The following is a 16,734-nucleotide window of genomic DNA, read 5'->3' on the forward strand; positions in this document are numbered from 1 at the left end:
TCCAATAAAACAATAAAAAATGAGTCATTGAAACCAGGTTATAGTTATGACAACAGAAAATATCACTGAAAAAAAATATATCGTCGCTCTGGATCAGGGCACAACCAGTTCACGGGCTGTTGTGCTTGATCACGATGCCAATATTGTTTGCATCTCACAACGCGAATTTCCTCAAATTTACCCTAAACCAGGTTGGGTAGAGCACGACCCAATGGAAATCTGGGCAAGCCAGAGTTCTACACTGGTTGAAGTACTGGCAAAAGCAGATATCAGTTCCGATCAAATTGCCAGTATTGGTATTACTAACCAACGGGAAACAACCATTGTCTGGGAAAAAGAAACCGGTAAACCCGTTTATAACGCGATTGTATGGCAATGCCGCCGGACAGCAGATATCTGTACTAAACTGAAACAAAAAGATGGTTTGGAAGAGTATATCCGCCACAATACAGGCTTAGTCGTTGATCCCTATTTCTCCGGCACAAAAATAAAATGGATTTTGGATAACATTGAAGGCGTTCGTCAGCGCGCTGAAAACGGAGAGCTTTTATTCGGTACAGTCGATACGTGGTTAGTCTGGAAAATGACTCAGGGACGTGTACATGTGACCGACTATACCAATGCTTCCCGTACCATGTTGTTCAATATTCATAATCTGGAATGGGATCAAAAGATTCTCGATGAATTGGGCATACCTCGCGTTATGCTGCCAAAAGTCGCAGCTTCCTCAGAGGTCTATGGTCAAACCAATATCGGTGGCAAAGGTGGCACTCGTATTCCTATCGCGGGTATCGCAGGAGACCAGCAGGCCGCCCTGTACGGACAATTATGTGTCCATCCCGGCATGGCTAAAAATACTTACGGCACCGGCTGCTTCCTGCTGATGAACACAGGCAAAGATGCCGTTCGCTCCAGCCATGGCCTACTGACAACCATCGCCTGTGGCCCACGCGGAGAAGTCAACTATGCACTGGAAGGTGCCGTATTCGTTGGCGGGGCTTCCATTCAATGGCTGCGTGATGAGCTGAAACTCATTGCCGATGCGACAGATTCGGAATATTTCGCAACGAAAGTCAAAGACAGCAATGGCGTTTATGTCGTGCCGGCGTTTACCGGCCTTGGCGCACCATACTGGGACCCTTATGCTCGTGGTGCTATTTTCGGCCTGACCCGTGGTGCAAATAGCAACCATATTATTCGCGCCACGCTGGAATCCATCGCTTACCAAACCCGTGATGTATTGGATGCGATGCAAGCTGATTCGGGTACGCGCCTGCAAGCTTTGCGTGTAGATGGCGGTGCTGTTGCCAATAACTTCCTGATGCAGTTCCAATCCGACATTCTCGGCACGCGCGTAGAACGCCCGGAAGTACGTGAAAGCACCGCGTTGGGAGCCGCTTTCCTTGCCGGTTTAGCCGTCGGGTTCTGGCGAGATCTGGATGAAGTGAAGAGTAAGGCCGTCATCGAAAAAGAATTCCGCCCAGGTATCGAAACGACTGAGCGCAATCATAGATACAATGGCTGGAAGAAAGCCGTTGCCCGTGCTCAAGAGTGGGAAGATCGCGCTTAATCGCGAACCACCGGATAACCAAAAGCTCTGGCATCGTAGTAATGTAATATTACAGCAATGTCAGAGCATTTTTATCTGATGCTCCGGTTTTCTTCGATTTTAACCAGTCAAGACTTTATAAGGCCGTCGGCTCCTGACGTTGGATCCGTTGGGAAATCGGCAACCAGCAAAACAGAATCAACAGGGCCATGGAAAACATCAAAAGACCGACACTGAATTGGCTATTTTGCGGTAACATTGCTGACAGCCATGTCGCTACCCCCGAACCCACGTTCTGAAATCCCCCTACCAGAGCACCTGCCGCGCCTGCCAGATAAGGAAAAGGTTCCATCGCTCCTGTGGTCGCCAAAGAAAACAACATGCCTGCACCAAAAAAGAAGAGTGCGGCAGGTATCAGCAACGTCCAGATATTCATGATGCCAAACCAGCCGGGGAGCCACATCAAGGCCCCGGCCAATAAGCAACAAATCACAGAATGCCACATCAGCCGGTAAAATGTTTTACCTTCGCGTCCCGCATACCATGCACCAAAGAACGCCGCAGGAATGGGCAAAATAAACAGGATACTAACCGTTAAGCTATCTAACCCCAAAACAGCGCCCATCAACACACCGCTACTTGCTTCAAAAACAGCAACCCCAGCCAGACCACCTACCAACATCAGCAAGTAAGCCACAAAAGAACCATGAGAGAGTAACTGGTGGAAAACAACCAACATCGTGCGATGTTCAGTCTGCGTAGGGCGAGTTTCCGGCAGATGCCGGAACAGGAAGAAAACCACTATCGCGCCCAATATTAATAAAAACCAATAGCAGGCACGCCACCCAAAATAATGAGCCACCAGACCGCCAATCATAGGGGCAGCCAAAGGGCTGACCAATACCGCCATATTCAGTAAGCTATTAGCATAGCGCAGCGTTGTACCCGTGTATAAATCCCGTGGCATGGTACGTATCATCACACCGGCAACGCCCGTACCCAACCCCTGAAACGCACTGGCAATAACCAGTATCAGCAAATTAGGGGCAAACAGTGCACATGTCGTCGCCACCAGAAAAATGGACATTCCCGCCAAAATGACTGGACGACGCCCCACCTTATCGGATAACGGTCCATAAAAGAGCTGCGAAAGCCCATAAGAAAATAAATATGCCGCCATAACCCGCTGAACCTCACCGGCGGGTTCACTAAAATCACTCGCTATATCCGCAATAACTGGAACATAGATTGTCTGTGTCATCTGCCCGACAGCAGCCAAAGCAATCAGCATCAACAATAAATTAAAGTGTTCTATTTTTCTCATCGCATTTACATACAATTATTCGTTATCAAACAGTCATTCGTTATAAGATACTGACTTCATTGAAAGTGACTCGCTTGACAAAGCTATATTTTTTCATTGCAGTATACAATTTCGCATGAATAAAAAATTACAGTTAAATTATCCATATATGTCAATAAAAATGTACATATCAATCCATATTATTGGCAAAAATACAGTTAATTGAACTGTAACACGTAATCGATAATGCTATTTCAGGTAATCACGTAGAATCGTTACAAAAAATCGCCAATTCACGCAGTATTTATTCCCATCAAATTAATTAGCATCATATTGTGTAGAGAGGTTAATCGTAATGGCAAACTGGGTTACAGGAAAAGTTACCGACATAACCAATTGGACAGGCTCACTCTTTAGCATCAAGGTACATGCGCCGATAGAAAAATTTACCGCCGGGCAATTTGCAAAACTTGCACTGGAAATTGAAGGTGAGCGCATTCAACGCGCATACTCTTACGTCAACTCCCCTGATGACAATAATCTGGAGTTTTATTTAGTGACCGTGCCGGAAGGTAAACTTAGCTCTCGGCTGGTAACATTAAAAACCGGAGATGAACTGCTCGTTACAGAACAAGCGGCAGGCTTTTTTGTTCTTGATGAAATCCCTGATTGCCAAACACTTTGGATGCTTTCAACCGGCACTGCCATTGGGCCTTATCTTTCCATACTCCAGCAGGGGGTTAATCTGGAAAGATTTGAAAACATCGTGCTGGTTCATGCAGTGAGGTGGGGGCAAGATTTGAGCTATTTGCCAATGATGCAGCAATTAGAGAAGAAGCTTCAAGGCAAGCTGAGAATACAAACCATCGTTAGTCGAGAAAAATACCCCGACTCACTGATGGGAAGAATTCCCGCACTAATTGAGAGCGGAGAACTGGAATCGGCTGTTGGCCTACCCATACAGGCGGAAAACAGTCATGTTATGTTGTGTGGGAACCCCCAAATGGTCAGGGATACCCAACAACTGCTGAAAGAGCAGCGCAACATGGTAAAACACTTGCGCCGTAAACCAGGCCATATCACCAGTGAGCAATATTGGTAATCAACATATTGATATTCACAGCGTTCCTCATCAACTTATACACGTTTTAGAGCAGGCCATTTGGCAGAAATTACTTGGCAGAAATGTAATCAACCATTTCTGCCGTTTCCCCGAAGCGATTAGCCCCTTCCGTACCACGGAATACGCCACAATCAAGCATCACCATAACGAAAATCAGTGTCGGGACAAAACGACCAATACCCCATTGCCATATTGGGGCCATTGCACTCCAGTCAAGGGACAATAATACCCAAGCCAATGCGAACAGTAATACCCAGCCGCCACGTTTATTCCGATCATGCAGGCGCTTAGAAAAAATCGCAACGGTTGGGTACAGTAGCAAGGCAACCCCAACTGCTGCATAATTTATGGGGAGGACATTCATTCCATGCAGTGTCAGGAGCATAAAGATCAAGGCAAAGCAGATGCCAATGCCAATCCAGAATTCCCGACGTCCAATTCGGCCTTTGAATGAGAATCCCCATTGTTGTAATGTCATGTATTCTTTTCCAAATTTTGAATGCTGTTTTTTCAGTATTTAACTCAGTGAGTAGCAAAATGAAAACAGGCATGAATAAACTTTTGGTGACAATATTAATCGCTTTTGGCATCAGTTTGCCATTATCTGCCGTTGCGGGTAAGCCTGCCGTCATACCAGAAATGGCCCCACAGTTGATGTATCTGCTGCCAAATTCGCCGACTTTCGAAGATACAATCCCTATCTTCCGTGAAAAATACAACAAAAAACACCCTGAAATTCCCCTGTACGAATATAAGGTAATTGCAAGCAAAGATATTTCTCTGCCTTTCATTCGCGCAGCCAGTAAAATCAATGAAAAAATATACTCTTCGGCAGTGCTGGAGCGGGGTAGCGAAAAGATTAAGAGCCTGCAAATTACGCTATTACCATCACAAGATGGGCAAGAAGATGAGCAGAATTTCATTCTGGTAAAACAGTATATCACCGCGCTGATCGGCCAATTCGAGCCGACTCTTTCCCCTGATCAGGCCAAAACTCAATTAGAAAAACTATTACAAGCGGCGGAAAAACACCCTGCTTTCAGCCAGAAAATGGGAGCAACACGCTATATCATCGTGAACAGCAGCGAAAATATAATGACCTTCGCAATTGAACCGATTAAGCTATCGCTATCTGACACCTCAGCAAATGAAAATTAGTGACACAGCGCAGAGCTATTCGCGCTGATGATCTTTATACTGTCGGGATTCCGCTTACAGGGAATGACATCCGATTGATGTCATTCAAAGAAAGAATATTCATTCAGTTCGCAATTTGATTATTTTCTGGTTGGAGGGAAAAACATGCGACATCCATTAGTTATGGGTAACTGGAAATTAAATGGCAGTACCCACATGGTTAACGACCTGATTGCAGGTCTGCGTAAAGAACTGAGCAACGTTGACGGCTGTGGCGTCGCTATTGCACCACCAACAGTTTATGTTTCTCTGGCAAACAATGCCCTGGCTGGCAGCCGCATCGCACTGGGTGCACAAGATGTTGGCGTTAACCTTTATGGCGCATTCACTGGCGAAACTTCCGCAGAAATGCTGAAAGACGCTGGCGCGAAGTACATCATTATCGGCCACTCTGAACGTCGTACTTATCACAAAGAGAGCGACGAACTGATTGCCAGAAAATTTGCCATCCTGAAAGAGCAAGGTCTGATCCCAGTTCTGTGCATTGGTGAAACCGAGCAGGAAAACGAAGCGGGTCAAACCGAAGCGGTTTGTGCACGACAAATCGATGCGGTTCTGAACACGCTAGGCGCCGAAGCATTCAAAGATACAGTTATTGCTTACGAGCCTGTTTGGGCAATCGGTACGGGTAAATCAGCGACTCCTGCACAAGCACAGGCTGTTCATAAATTTATCCGTGATCATATCGCGAAACAGGATGCCGCTATCGCTGAACAGGTCATTATTCAATACGGCGGTTCCGTTAACGCCAGCAATGCAGCAGAACTGTTTACTCAGCCGGATATCGACGGTGCATTGGTCGGTGGCGCATCACTGAAAGCAGATGCTTTTGCTGTGATTGTAAAAGCCGCCGCCGAAGCGAAAAAAGCGTAATTTGTAATCTTTTATACCCAATAGATTGCAAACAAAAATGACTTAACCGCCACGGAATATACCCGCGGCGGTTTTTCTCAATGATTAACGGCGGATAATTTCATCAAAAGTCCCGCCTGTGGCAAAATGTTCTTTCTGTGCTTTATCCCAACCAGCAAAAACTTCATCAATCGTAAAGAGTTTCAGATCGGGGAAAATAGCGTGGTATTTTTCTGCAACAACCTTATCGCGCGGGCGATAATAATTTTTGGCTGCAATTTCCTGCCCTGCCGGGGAATAAAGATACTTAAGATATTCCGTGGCCAGTTCGCGCGTCCCCCGTTTATCAACCACCTTATCAACGACAGCTACTGTGGGTTCTGCCAGAATAGAAATGCTCGGTGTGACGACTTCAAATTTGTCTTTATCCAAAGTATTAATCGCCAGCAGCGCTTCATTTTCCCATGCAATCAGTACATCACCAATCCCGCGCTCCACAAAAGTATTAGTTGCACCCCGCGCACCGGAATCCAGTACTTCGACATTCTTATAAAGTGCTTTCACGAATTCTTTGGCTTTAACCTGATCCTGATGATGACTTGCCAGTCCATATCCCCAGGCAGCCAGATAATTCCAACGCGCACCACCGGAAGTTTTCGGATTCGGTGTTACCACAGAAACATCAGGACGGATTAAATCCGGCCAATCTTTTATCTGCTTGGGATTGCCTTTCCTTACCAGAAAAACAATCGTTGATGTATAAGGAGCCGAATTATCCGCCAGACGTTTAATCCAATGCTTATCAATCCGGCCACGCTCTGCAATAGCATCCACATCATAGGCCAGCGCCAGAGTGACGACATCCGCCTGAAGACCATTAATCACAGAAGTTGCCTGCTTGCCTGAGCCACCATGTGATTGGCGGATCTTCACATCATCTCCCGTTTTTTGATGCCAGTACTCGCTGAATGCTTTATCGTACTGTTGGTATAACTCACGAGTCGGATCATAGGATACATTTAAGATTTGAACCTCTTTCGCCCATGCACTGTTTGCCAACAATAACATCAGAACTGCTGACAACACGGCATAAACACTCGCCACTGCCCATCTTGCGCCTGATTTCACTACTTTTGTATTTTTAATCATTGCATTCATAATCACTGTGCCATGCTCCCATAAACTATTTCCAGAAACTACGATGATTTTTCACCATAAAAACTGACAGAAAGCGTTATGACGCAGAAATAATTTAAAATTTCTGCTTATGCGTAAGAAGAATATGAGAAATAAGACAGCCACATAAAGTGACTGCCTATGAAGGAGGATTTTGCAGAAAAGACAAGATCAGAAGGCAGGATTAGTAGAGCTTCTTCGCCGTTTCCAGCCAGTCTTTCTTAAAGACACGCTGCATATTTTGTACTGCATCAATGATATCGTGATGAACAAGTTTCTCATTCTGGATACCAACACACCGGCCACCGTGTCCTTCCAACAGGAGTTGGACAGAATAAGCCCCCATGCGGGAAGCAAGAATACGGTCATAAGCCACTGGCGCACCGCCACGCTGAATATGGCCTAATACCGTTGCACGGGTTTCATGGCGAGTTTCTGCTTCAATATATTTCGCCAGCTCATCAACATCACAAACATGCTCAGTAATGGCAACAATCGCGTGGCGCTTGCCTTTTTGAATACCCGCCTGAATTTCAGACAACAACTCTTCACGACTGAATGGCGTTTCACTCTCAGGCAGAACAATAAACTCACATCCACCCGCAATTGCCGCCGATAAGGTCAAGTCACCGCAATAACGTCCCATCACTTCAACAATAGAAATACGCTTATGGGAAGTTGAGGTATCACGCAGACGATCAATCGCCTCTACCACCGTTTCCAGCGCAGTGAAATAACCGATGGTGTAATCCGTACCCGCCACATCATTGTCAATCGTTCCCGGCAGGCCAATACAAGGGAAACCCGCTTCAGTTAACTTCTTCGCCCCTAAATAAGAACCGTCACCGCCAATCACCACCAGCGCATCAATCTCATTTTTGCGCATATTTTCAATGGCAGTTTCCCGAACTTTATCATCCCTGAATTCAGGGAAACGGGCTGATCCCAAAAACGTACCACCGCGGTTAATCATGTCGGAAACGCTAAAACGGTCGAGCTTCTTCATGCGGTTTTCATACAACCCCAGATAGCCATCATAGATGCCGTAAACTTCCAACCCTTCGGTTAAAGCGGCACGAACAACACCACGAATAGCGGCGTTCATGCCAGGCGCATCACCGCCACTCGTTAAGACTCCGATTCTTTTAATCTTGTTGATCATGATGACCTCTGACTTGTAGATATATTATTTGTAGGTATGTTATTTGTAGGTATAAGTATTTGCCAATCTGCTGACTGCTTTCCTAATGGGAAATATTGATGGCAACTTTTAGAAACCCGATTGTCACTGCATTTGCTGAATTGATTCAACAGAACCTATCATACGGAAAAACACTCAGCCTGCATTAAGATTATGTCTATTTTTTGACGATCTTTTGATTATGAATAAATTCATCACCAATCCCAACGATTTTTGTGCCCCTCGGACACAACAGAGCAAGGATCTTGGTGAATAATAATATCGGCATCCGGAAATCGACTCCGCAATTTATTTTCAATTCCCTCAGCCAAAGCATGAGCCTGTACCAACGGCAGATTTTCATTTATCTCCAGATGGAACTGGATAAAACGCGTCGGCCCTGATTGACGGGTTCGCAGATCATGGCCACCAGCGATCCCCGGATAACTCTGGATAACCGCAATAATCTCCTGCCGTTCTGTATCCGGTAAGGCACGATCAAGCAAAGATTGTACGGCATCATACCCCATTCGTAACGCGCTATAGAGGATATAAATCCCAATCCCCAAAGCAAATAGCGCATCTGCACGTTTAAAGCCATACAGGCTCAAAAGCAGTGCCACCAAAATTGTGCCATTCATCAATAAGTCAGACTTATAATGCAGCATATCCGCCCGAATCGCCTGACTTTGGGTTTTATTAATCACCCACTTCTGAAACGTCACCAGACACAGCGTGGAAATCAGAGCAATAATAATGACCCAAATACCGACTGTCGCATGTTCCAATGGCTTAGGGGAAAACAGATGCTGAAAGCCCGTCAAAAACAGAAAAATAGCCGAACCGGAAATAAACATACTTTGTGCCAAAGCCGCCAGTGATTCGGCCTTACCATGTCCAAAAGTATGCTCTTTATCAGCAGGTTGAAGTGAATAACGCACGACAAAAAAATTGGTCAGAGAGGCCGCCAAATCGACCAGAGAATCCACCAGCGCCGCCAATAAGCTCACCGAGCCCGTAAACCACCATGCAAAAATTTTCACAATCAGCAACACACTCGCCAGTACCGTTGCCGCCAACGCAGCGGTACTGACCCATCGCCCATAATTTATACTCATTGACTGCCACCCTTTGGTTATTGAGTTAGTCTCAGGTATAAAAATAGCGCGTAAGGTGGAAAAATATAGGCGCAGCGAAACAAAGCGAGTCAATTCTATCCAGCATTCCACCATGACCTTCAATGATCCCACCAAAATCCTTCACTCCGCTGTCCCGTTTAATCGCCGACATACACAACCCGCCGATAAACCCCATCAAAGTGATAGCCAACGACATCAAGCCCGCTTCCCACAGCGAAAATGGCGTAACCCAAAATAACGACATTCCCAACAGCACAGAAGCTAAAATTCCACCAACAAACCCCTCAACCGTTTTATTGGGGCTGAGTTTTGGCACAATCGGGTGCCTGCCAAATAATTTACCGAATACATACTGCAAAACATCAGACATTTGCACCACAATCATCAGGAACAGCAATAACTTAATATTTTGCCCTTCATATTCCGGGATATCCAACATCAACAAAGCGGGCGCATGGCTGATGGCAAATACCGTCACCAACATCCCCCACTGGATCTTGGCGGTTCTCTCCAGAAAATGCGTAGTATCCCCCACCAAAGCAATACGGGCAGGTAAAAACAAGAATACATACACAGGAATAAATACCGAGAATAACCCATACCATTGCACACCAACCAAGGCATACTGCACAGGCATAAAAACAAAGAAACACCAAAACAAGGCTTCATGATCACTGCGGCGAGTGGGCGTTAGCGTGATAAATTCGCGCAAGGCAAAAAATGACATCACCGCAAACAAAATCACTGACCCCACAGGCCCAACAACAATAGCGACTACACAGATGATACACATCATCCACCAGCCACGGATTCGGGCATTCAGGTTATCAATGGTGGCGCTGCGCCTTTCTCCCGAATACCAAAGGGCCAAAATGCCCCCCATCACACTGGCGATAATCAATATCCCAAAGACCCCACCCAGCAGCAACATCAAATCATGATCCATATTCGTCATAGCACTAACTCCTCTAATGCAGACCGGGCACGTTGCAGGAACTCGTCATTACTTTCATTCTCACCTAATTTATCCAACGGCTTACCGAATGTGACGGAACAAATAATGGGTATCGGCAATTTCTTACCCTTAGGCAAAGCACGGTTCAAATTTTCAAGATAAACCGGCACGACTTCCGCATCAGGATATTTACGCACCAAATGATACAACCCACTTTTGAACGGATTGATTTGCTCCCCATTCCCCCGGGTTCCTTCCGGAAAAATAATCAAAGATTCCTGTTGCGCCAAAACCGTCTCCAATGGTGCAAGAACCCTTTCTTTCGAACTATTTTCTCCATTGCGCTCAACTAAAACTGCCCGAAATACCTTATGAATGAGATAACGACGCAGCTTGGTTTTACCCCAATAATCACGGGCAGCGACAGGATGAACCAGGTGACGCAACTTAGGCGGAAGCCCTGACCAAATCACCAACCCATCAAGATGGCTGGAATGATTCGCATAATAAATACGACTTGCAATTGATGGTTCACAACCAATCCATCGAGCCTGTATACCAGTTAAAAGACGGCATAAACCGGATAGCGTAGCACCCATGCCTTTCGCCAATAGGCTGATTTTATGAGGGTTAACCATGTTGGGTATCCTTATCCCTTTGATGTGGAATGACAGTGATAAGACTTTTTAAGTAACGGCGTGACAGAGCGTAAGATAATCAAGATTGGTCAAGATAACAACAGGTTGGGAGGGAATTAATGGGTAAGAGAGATTTTTATGAGTTCAGATACGGGGCGTTAGATTTTATAGGATAAAAGAAAAAATTCTCAGGAATGTATATCAAGTTATAACAGCATATTTTTATTCGTGCCTGTCTCACGAAAATGGTACAAAATACCAACCAGAAATCCACTTCCCATTCTGGTAAGGCCATGTTTAAAGAAGCCATTAAAAATCATTTATCCTGGAGTACTTTTTTCGTCGGTGGTTATATCGCGCTTGTCTACGTAACAGGCATCACACGCTATAAAAACTTATTTTTTGCCCTAATAGCGTTAACTGCTCTCTACTTCATTATTAAAAACCCCAAAGGATGCCTTTCCGCGCTGAAAAACAATATCATACTGGCTTTAGGAATATTAACGTTAACCTACCTCTATTCGATTGTTATTTCACCTGATCCTAAACTCAGTTTCAGTGAAATCAAAACACCTTTTTTTAGGGATGTCGTTCTTTCCAGTATCCTCATCACTTTAGCGTTAAGTCATACAAGTACAATTAAAATCCAGAAAATGATCATCGGTTCATTTCTGCTTGGATTGTCATTCATCACGCTGAAAGAAATGTACCTGTTTTATCAGGATTATCAGAACAATATCATGCCATTCACCAACTATAACCACCGTAGTGTATCAGATGGCATTGTTTTCTTCTTCCCGGCACTCGTTGCCCTCTGGCATTTTCAAAATGCCAAAAATTATGTTCGTTTAACACTGACCATTTTGCTGATTTTATCCGTATTATTTGTACTACTTGGCACTCTTTCCAGAGGGGCTTGGCTCGCCGTTTTTGTGATGTTTTTCATGATGATAATCATGAACAAAAATTGGAAAACCTTAATTGCCAGTATCGTTATTATCTGCGCTACCATATTTGCCATCAAATCTGACTACCTTATTAAAGGCTCTGCTTTGGCTTATAAGTTAGAGCAAACAGATAGCAGTCATCGATATAGCAATGGAACGCAAGGCACCGCACTCACCTTAATTTTAGAAAATCCAATCAAAGGTTATGGTGCCGGCAATAAAATCTATGACCAAATTTATAACGATAATGTCAAAAATCACCCTGATTGGACATTTAAAACGTCACTTGGTCCCCATAATATTTTCCTAACAGTTTGGTTCTCTGCTGGAATATTGGGATTCGGTGCCTTTTTATTATTAATGCTCTCTTACCTGAAACAATCAGCTCAGGAGTGGAACGCAAGTGCTAACAGCCATAAGCAAGCTGCATTAATCTTACTTATCTCTTTCTTTGGCTATTTTATTGTCAGAGGAAACTTTGAAAGTGTTCATTTGAACATATTAGGCATATACCTTGGCTTACTGGCTGCATTGTGCCAACAAAGATGGCATGAAAGAAAGCAATTAACCGAAACAGGGAATTAACCATCCAAAGGGCTATTCAACATGTTTGGATAGCCCATGCCCATCAATGACTAAAACCACTCATCCAATGCTTTGGACAGGGAGGTACTGACATGACTCCAATCATATTGGTTTATTGCCATTTCTCTGCCATGCTCGGCAATAGCTTTCAATTTACCATTCAACAGCGTATCTGAGATATCTTGGGCTATACTTTCTGGGGACAACGGTTCTTGCAGTAGGAAACCCGTACTTTCAGGAATGACAAACTCTTTTATCCCTCCTCTTGGGCTGACCAAAACAGGCACTCCACACGCCATCGATTCTAAGGCGACCATACAAAAGGCTTCCTCCCCTAATGAAGAAACGACAGTTAAATCAGCCAGTGAATATACCTGATGCATATCTGCCGGAGGCAAACTTCCCGCTAAAATACAACTACCTGCCATGATAGCAGCTTTATCCAACACTCTTTTCCGGTAAATCTCACGGTCACCTTTTTTAAGCGTTGTATAATCCCCAATCAAAAACAACTTTATATTTTGGCCTTTTTTGCGCAGCAAAGTGACTGCATCCATGAGTTCAATAACACCTTTGCCCTGATCTAACCGACCAGCATACAAAATTACAGTTTCGTCCTCTTTTAGGTCGAAGCGTTCTCTTTTCCAATGACTTTGTTGTATATACAGTGCTTTATCAATGCCATTTGGCACTACTTTGATATTCTCAACTTTTGCTTCAGAACGAAAAAAATCGGCTAAAAAATGACTGGGGGTAATCAGCTTTGTTCCTGCCCCTAAATTGGTTGCTCCATGTTTATTATGTAAGTGAAGCACCATCAATTGTTCGGGATAAAATTGCTTCACTGCGCTATAGAGTGGAATAGAGTTTTGAATAATCAAGACAGGTTTATCACCATCCTGACGTTGATAACGCATAACAGTATCAATAACTCTTTTGGCATAAGGATAAGGATCTAAACGAGACCATTTTCTGAAAAAACGTTTATACACCGCACTGGTGTAGATCCTGTGAATTGTGGCGTACTCACCGATTTTCTCTACTGTTTTCTCTGTTTTTTCTCCTTTACAGACAATTAAATTATTAGCCTGACTGATCTTAGCAACATTATAAATCCACCATTCTACAGCAGCAGCGTAGTTTGGGGGGATGGAGTGAAATTCAGGAGCAACAAAAACAAATTTTTTCATGAGAGAGGCAATCGGTAAGAATCATTCCCGAAATTAGATAAAAAAAAAACAATTTATGCAAGCGAGCTATAATTTACACACAAAAAAAAGCCCCTCAAGGGGGCTGAAAGACAGGGATGGTGTCTATGGCAAGGAAAACCGTTATTGATGCTATTTGTGCATCAAAGTACTAGCAAAAAATTAGTCCATTCCTAGAGCTATACGCTTTTCATAACGTTTCTGTAATAGCGTTCTCTGCTCTGGCGTTAACAATTGGTACATCTGGTTGCGAATACGCGCAATTTCCACACCCAATTCAACATTCTTTTTTGCTATTGTTTCAAGCTGCGACCGAACCGCAGCTTCATCAAAATCTTTAGCTATCAGGAGCCCAAACATCTTCCGGCGCTCAATTAGCATATCGACCAGCGATTGCTCATGCAGATGCTGCATCTTCACCAAATCCCACATCTGCTGGCGTTGGTACTCAGTTAATGTTATTCCACCAAAGACATAACTATAGTTGTAATTATGTTCATCATGGCGGTAATGACTAAAATCTCTCTGATGATCATATGGCATACAGTGCGGCAGGGAACTTGCAGTCTCAGGAGCATCATCCGTATCAGCAGATTCAGCTAAAGCCACCGTTGTTCCAAGAACAACCATTGACGCTAAAGCCAATATTGCTATGTTACGCATTAAAATTCCCCGCTTTCTCGAACAGAACCATTCGATTCAGTGAGGGTAACTATAACCCTGCGGCTGCAAACTAGCGTCAGAGCATGTAAAAGAACGTAAAGTCATGGAATAGCAAAGTTTGTTATCGTATTTTGCTCTTGGAGGAAGAATTAATGCATAAAATCTTATTAGTTGATGATGACCGCGAGCTGACATCGCTATTAAAAGAATTGCTCGAGATGGAAGGATTCAATGTTGTTATCGCCTACGATGGTGAGCAGGCTTTACAATATATCGATTCTTCAATTGATTTGTTATTGCTGGACATTATGATGCCACGCAAAAACGGCATTGAAACGCTTAAAGAACTACGGCAATACCATCAGACCCCCGTTATCATGTTAACGGCACGTGGGAGCGATTTAGACCGCGTTTTGGGATTAGAACTGGGAGCGGATGACTATCTCCCTAAACCTTTTAACGACCGGGAACTGGTTGCCCGCATACGTGCAATCTTGCGTCGTTCCAACTGGAGCGAGCAACAAGCCGATGCTGGGACACCGATACTTGAGATCGATAAACTACAACTCAACCCAGGGCGTCAGGAAGCCAGCTTTGACGGTACCATTTTGGATCTAACCGGCACGGAGTTCACTCTGCTATATTTACTAGCGCAACATTTAGGACAAGTTGTTTCCCGTGAACATTTAAGCCAGGAAGTATTAGGAAAACGCTTAACACCTTTTGATCGCGCCATTGATATGCACATTTCTAATTTACGGCGTAAATTACCAAACCGAACTGACGATCTTCCGTGGTTCAAAACATTACGTGGTCGTGGATATTTAATGGTCTCAGCAAAATGATAAACAGCCTGACAGCTCGCATATTCGCCATTTTCTGGTTCACTCTTGCACTTGTCCTGATGGTGGCCTTAATGGCCCCCAAACTGGATTCACGGCAATTGACCCCACTTCTGGACAGTGAGTATCAGCAAGGAAAGAATCTGGCAAAGCAGATAGAAGAAGAACTAATAAGCTACCCGACCAATGATCTATTCTGGTGGCTACGATTAGATCGCGCGCTCGTCCAATTAACGCCACCGGGCCAACGCCTGCTCCTTGTCACCAGTGAAGGACGCATCATTGACATTGATACGCCAACTCGTCAGGTACAAGTTGTCCGTAACTTTATCGGACAATCCGATAACGCAGATCATCCTAAAAAGAAAAAATATGGCCGCTCCGAAATCCTTGGCCCTTTCTCTATCCGGGATGGTGGGGATCATTATCAACTCTACCTTGTTAGGCCTGCAGGCAGCCCACAATCAGACTTTATTAATTTAATGTTTGACCGGCCGTTTTTACTTCCTGCGGCAACCATGTTAATCAGCGCCCCATTACTACTATGGCTGGCATGGAGTTTGGCAAAACCCGCCCGTAAATTAAAAAATGCAGCAGATGAAGTCGCAAAAGGAAACTTACGGCAACACCCAGAACTGGAATCCGGCCCACAAGAGTTTTTAGCGGCGGGTAGTAGCTTCAACCAGATGATTAGCGCACTTGAAACAATGGTGACCGCCCAACAACGGCTGATTTCCGATATCTCCCACGAACTGCGCACGCCACTTACCCGTTTACAATTAGCGACCGCCCTACTGCGCCGGCGTCATGGTGAAAGCAAAGAACTGGAACGCATCGAAACAGAGACTCAGCGTTTGGACGGAATGATTAATGACCTGCTAGTGCTTTCCCGTAATCAACATAAAAACGAATTACTGCGCGAAAATATCAAAGCCTACGATATATGGCATGACATTTTAGAGAATGCCAAATTCGAAGTCGAACAAATGAACAAAACACTGGATATCGTGTCGCCTCCCGGAAACTGGGTCATTTACTGCAATCCAGCAGCACTTGGCAGCGCATTAGAAAACATCGTCCGTAACGCCCTTCGCTACTCCAGTAACCATATTGCAGTTGCATTTAAGGCAGATAACCAAGGAGTAACGATTACCGTTGATGACGATGGGCCAGGAGTCAGCCCTGAAGATCGTGAACATATATTCCGGCCTTTTTATCGGACAGATGAGGCAAGAGATAGAGAGTCTGGCGGAACTGGATTGGGGTTGGCGATAGTTGAAACGGCAGTAAGTCAGCACCGAGGTTGGGTGAAAGCAGAAGATAGTCCCTTGGGCGGATTGCGGTTGGTGATTTGGTTACCGTTGCATGGAAGATAAA

At 44.6% G+C, this 16,734-nt stretch carries 16 protein-coding genes; 7 read left to right on the plus strand and 9 right to left on the minus strand.

Annotated features, from left to right (window positions below):
- Positions 1–46: 46 nt before the first annotated feature.
- Positions 47–1,570, plus strand: coding sequence for a glycerol kinase GlpK (gene glpK / locus AAC854_RS07160; RefSeq protein ID WP_340616493.1), 1,524 nt, complete (start codon positions 47–49; stop codon positions 1,568–1,570).
- A 115-nt stretch (positions 1,571–1,685) separates the two neighbouring features.
- Here glpK and emrD read toward each other — a convergent pair whose 3' ends face one another.
- Positions 1,686–2,873, minus strand: coding sequence for a multidrug efflux MFS transporter EmrD (gene emrD / locus AAC854_RS07165; RefSeq protein ID WP_340616494.1), 1,188 nt, complete (start codon positions 2,871–2,873; stop codon positions 1,686–1,688).
- 334 nt (positions 2,874–3,207) lie between these two features.
- On the opposite strand from emrD, the gene fpr reads away from it, so the two are divergent.
- Positions 3,208–3,954, plus strand: a complete 747-nt coding sequence (gene fpr / locus AAC854_RS07170) for a ferredoxin--NADP(+) reductase (RefSeq protein WP_340616495.1) — start codon at positions 3,208–3,210, stop codon at positions 3,952–3,954.
- Positions 3,955–4,024: 70 nt separating this feature from the next.
- Here the strand turns inward: fpr and AAC854_RS07175 are convergent, their stop codons facing one another.
- Entirely contained in the window at positions 4,025–4,453 is a 429-nt protein-coding gene (locus AAC854_RS07175; protein WP_099115370.1) for a DUF805 domain-containing protein, read from the minus strand.
- A gap of 59 nt (positions 4,454–4,512) precedes the next feature.
- On the opposite strand from AAC854_RS07175, the gene AAC854_RS07180 reads away from it, so the two are divergent.
- Both AAC854_RS07180 and tpiA read left to right on the plus strand, forming a co-directional pair.
- The gene (locus AAC854_RS07180; protein WP_422824059.1) at positions 4,513–5,133 is read left to right on the plus strand and encodes a DUF1454 family protein; all 621 of its coding nucleotides are present in this window, start codon (positions 4,513–4,515) and stop codon (positions 5,131–5,133) included.
- 144 nt (positions 5,134–5,277) lie between these two features.
- Positions 5,278–6,045: a triose-phosphate isomerase gene (gene tpiA, locus AAC854_RS07185; RefSeq protein ID WP_340616497.1), complete on the plus strand. Its 768-nt coding sequence runs from the start codon at positions 5,278–5,280 to the stop codon at positions 6,043–6,045.
- A gap of 84 nt (positions 6,046–6,129) precedes the next feature.
- Here tpiA and AAC854_RS07190 read toward each other — a convergent pair whose 3' ends face one another.
- From AAC854_RS07190 to AAC854_RS07210, 5 genes are all read right to left on the minus strand, one after another.
- Positions 6,130–7,182, minus strand: coding sequence for a sulfate ABC transporter substrate-binding protein (locus AAC854_RS07190; protein WP_422824060.1), 1,053 nt, complete (start codon positions 7,180–7,182; stop codon positions 6,130–6,132).
- 202 nt (positions 7,183–7,384) lie between these two features.
- Positions 7,385–8,362 carry a 6-phosphofructokinase gene (pfkA, locus tag AAC854_RS07195; protein WP_047962244.1) on the minus strand — a complete coding sequence of 326 codons (978 nt, stop codon included), beginning with the start codon at positions 8,360–8,362 and terminating at the stop codon, positions 7,385–7,387.
- A gap of 233 nt (positions 8,363–8,595) precedes the next feature.
- Positions 8,596–9,498 (minus strand): CDF family cation-efflux transporter FieF, encoded by a 903-nt coding sequence (gene fieF, locus AAC854_RS07200; RefSeq protein ID WP_340616498.1) that lies wholly within the window; start codon positions 9,496–9,498, stop codon positions 8,596–8,598.
- Positions 9,499–9,529: 31 nt separating this feature from the next.
- On the minus strand, positions 9,530–10,474 hold the full coding sequence (locus tag AAC854_RS07205) for a phosphatidate cytidylyltransferase (RefSeq protein WP_340616499.1): 945 nt from the start codon (positions 10,472–10,474) through the stop codon (positions 9,530–9,532).
- On the minus strand, positions 10,471–11,112 hold the full coding sequence (locus tag AAC854_RS07210) for a lysophospholipid acyltransferase family protein (protein ID WP_340616500.1): 642 nt from the start codon (positions 11,110–11,112) through the stop codon (positions 10,471–10,473). The genes AAC854_RS07205 and AAC854_RS07210 overlap by 4 nt, the downstream gene beginning before the upstream one ends.
- A 293-nt stretch (positions 11,113–11,405) precedes the next feature.
- On the opposite strand from AAC854_RS07210, the gene rfaL reads away from it, so the two are divergent.
- A complete protein-coding gene (gene rfaL / locus AAC854_RS07215; RefSeq protein WP_340616501.1) occupies positions 11,406–12,644 on the plus strand; it encodes an O-antigen ligase RfaL in 1,239 nt (412 codons plus the stop codon).
- A 50-nt stretch (positions 12,645–12,694) separates the two neighbouring features.
- Here rfaL and AAC854_RS07220 read toward each other — a convergent pair whose 3' ends face one another.
- Entirely contained in the window at positions 12,695–13,834 is a 1,140-nt protein-coding gene (locus AAC854_RS07220; protein ID WP_340616502.1) for a glycosyltransferase, read from the minus strand.
- A gap of 180 nt (positions 13,835–14,014) precedes the next feature.
- Positions 14,015–14,515 carry a Spy/CpxP family protein refolding chaperone gene (locus AAC854_RS07225; RefSeq protein WP_340616503.1) on the minus strand — a complete coding sequence of 167 codons (501 nt, stop codon included), beginning with the start codon at positions 14,513–14,515 and terminating at the stop codon, positions 14,015–14,017.
- Positions 14,516–14,667: 152 nt separating this feature from the next.
- Here AAC854_RS07225 and cpxR point away from each other — a divergent pair, with 152 nt between their 5' ends.
- Together cpxR and cpxA are read left to right on the plus strand one after the other, a co-directional pair.
- Complete coding sequence (cpxR, locus tag AAC854_RS07230) at positions 14,668–15,360, plus strand: envelope stress response regulator transcription factor CpxR (protein WP_340616504.1); 693 nt, start codon at positions 14,668–14,670, stop codon at positions 15,358–15,360.
- A complete protein-coding gene (cpxA, locus tag AAC854_RS07235; RefSeq protein WP_340616505.1) occupies positions 15,357–16,733 on the plus strand; it encodes an envelope stress sensor histidine kinase CpxA in 1,377 nt (458 codons plus the stop codon). Before cpxR ends, cpxA begins: the two co-directional genes overlap by 4 nt.
- Position 16,734: the final 1 nt, after the last annotated feature.

Source organism: Xenorhabdus entomophaga (genome assembly GCF_037996725.1).
Lineage (GTDB): Bacteria > Pseudomonadota > Gammaproteobacteria > Enterobacterales > Enterobacteriaceae > Xenorhabdus > Xenorhabdus khoisanae.

Excerpts from the sequence above, each read along its gene's own strand:
- AAC854_RS07175 (WP_099115370.1), bottom strand. The coding sequence starts at position 4,453 with ATGACATTACAACAATGGGGATTCTCATTCAAAGGCCGAATTGGACGT.
- AAC854_RS07180 (WP_422824059.1), top strand. The coding sequence starts at position 4,513 with ATGAAAACAGGCATGAATAAACTTTTGGTGACAATATTAATCGCTTTT.
- AAC854_RS07210 (WP_340616500.1), bottom strand. The coding sequence starts at position 11,112 with ATGGTTAACCCTCATAAAATCAGCCTATTGGCGAAAGGCATGGGTGCT.
- AAC854_RS07205 (WP_340616499.1), bottom strand. The coding sequence starts at position 10,474 with ATGACGAATATGGATCATGATTTGATGTTGCTGCTGGGTGGGGTCTTT.
- tpiA (WP_340616497.1), top strand. The coding sequence starts at position 5,278 with ATGCGACATCCATTAGTTATGGGTAACTGGAAATTAAATGGCAGTACC.
- pfkA (WP_047962244.1), bottom strand. The coding sequence starts at position 8,362 with ATGATCAACAAGATTAAAAGAATCGGAGTCTTAACGAGTGGCGGTGAT.
- glpK (WP_340616493.1), top strand. The coding sequence starts at position 47 with ATGACAACAGAAAATATCACTGAAAAAAAATATATCGTCGCTCTGGAT.
- cpxA (WP_340616505.1), top strand. The coding sequence starts at position 15,357 with ATGATAAACAGCCTGACAGCTCGCATATTCGCCATTTTCTGGTTCACT.
- AAC854_RS07220 (WP_340616502.1), bottom strand. The coding sequence starts at position 13,834 with ATGAAAAAATTTGTTTTTGTTGCTCCTGAATTTCACTCCATCCCCCCA.
- AAC854_RS07225 (WP_340616503.1), bottom strand. The coding sequence starts at position 14,515 with ATGCGTAACATAGCAATATTGGCTTTAGCGTCAATGGTTGTTCTTGGA.
- emrD (WP_340616494.1), bottom strand. The coding sequence starts at position 2,873 with ATGAGAAAAATAGAACACTTTAATTTATTGTTGATGCTGATTGCTTTG.
- fieF (WP_340616498.1), bottom strand. The coding sequence starts at position 9,498 with ATGAGTATAAATTATGGGCGATGGGTCAGTACCGCTGCGTTGGCGGCA.
- rfaL (WP_340616501.1), top strand. The coding sequence starts at position 11,406 with ATGTTTAAAGAAGCCATTAAAAATCATTTATCCTGGAGTACTTTTTTC.
- fpr (WP_340616495.1), top strand. The coding sequence starts at position 3,208 with ATGGCAAACTGGGTTACAGGAAAAGTTACCGACATAACCAATTGGACA.
- AAC854_RS07190 (WP_422824060.1), bottom strand. The coding sequence starts at position 7,182 with ATGAATGCAATGATTAAAAATACAAAAGTAGTGAAATCAGGCGCAAGA.
- cpxR (WP_340616504.1), top strand. The coding sequence starts at position 14,668 with ATGCATAAAATCTTATTAGTTGATGATGACCGCGAGCTGACATCGCTA.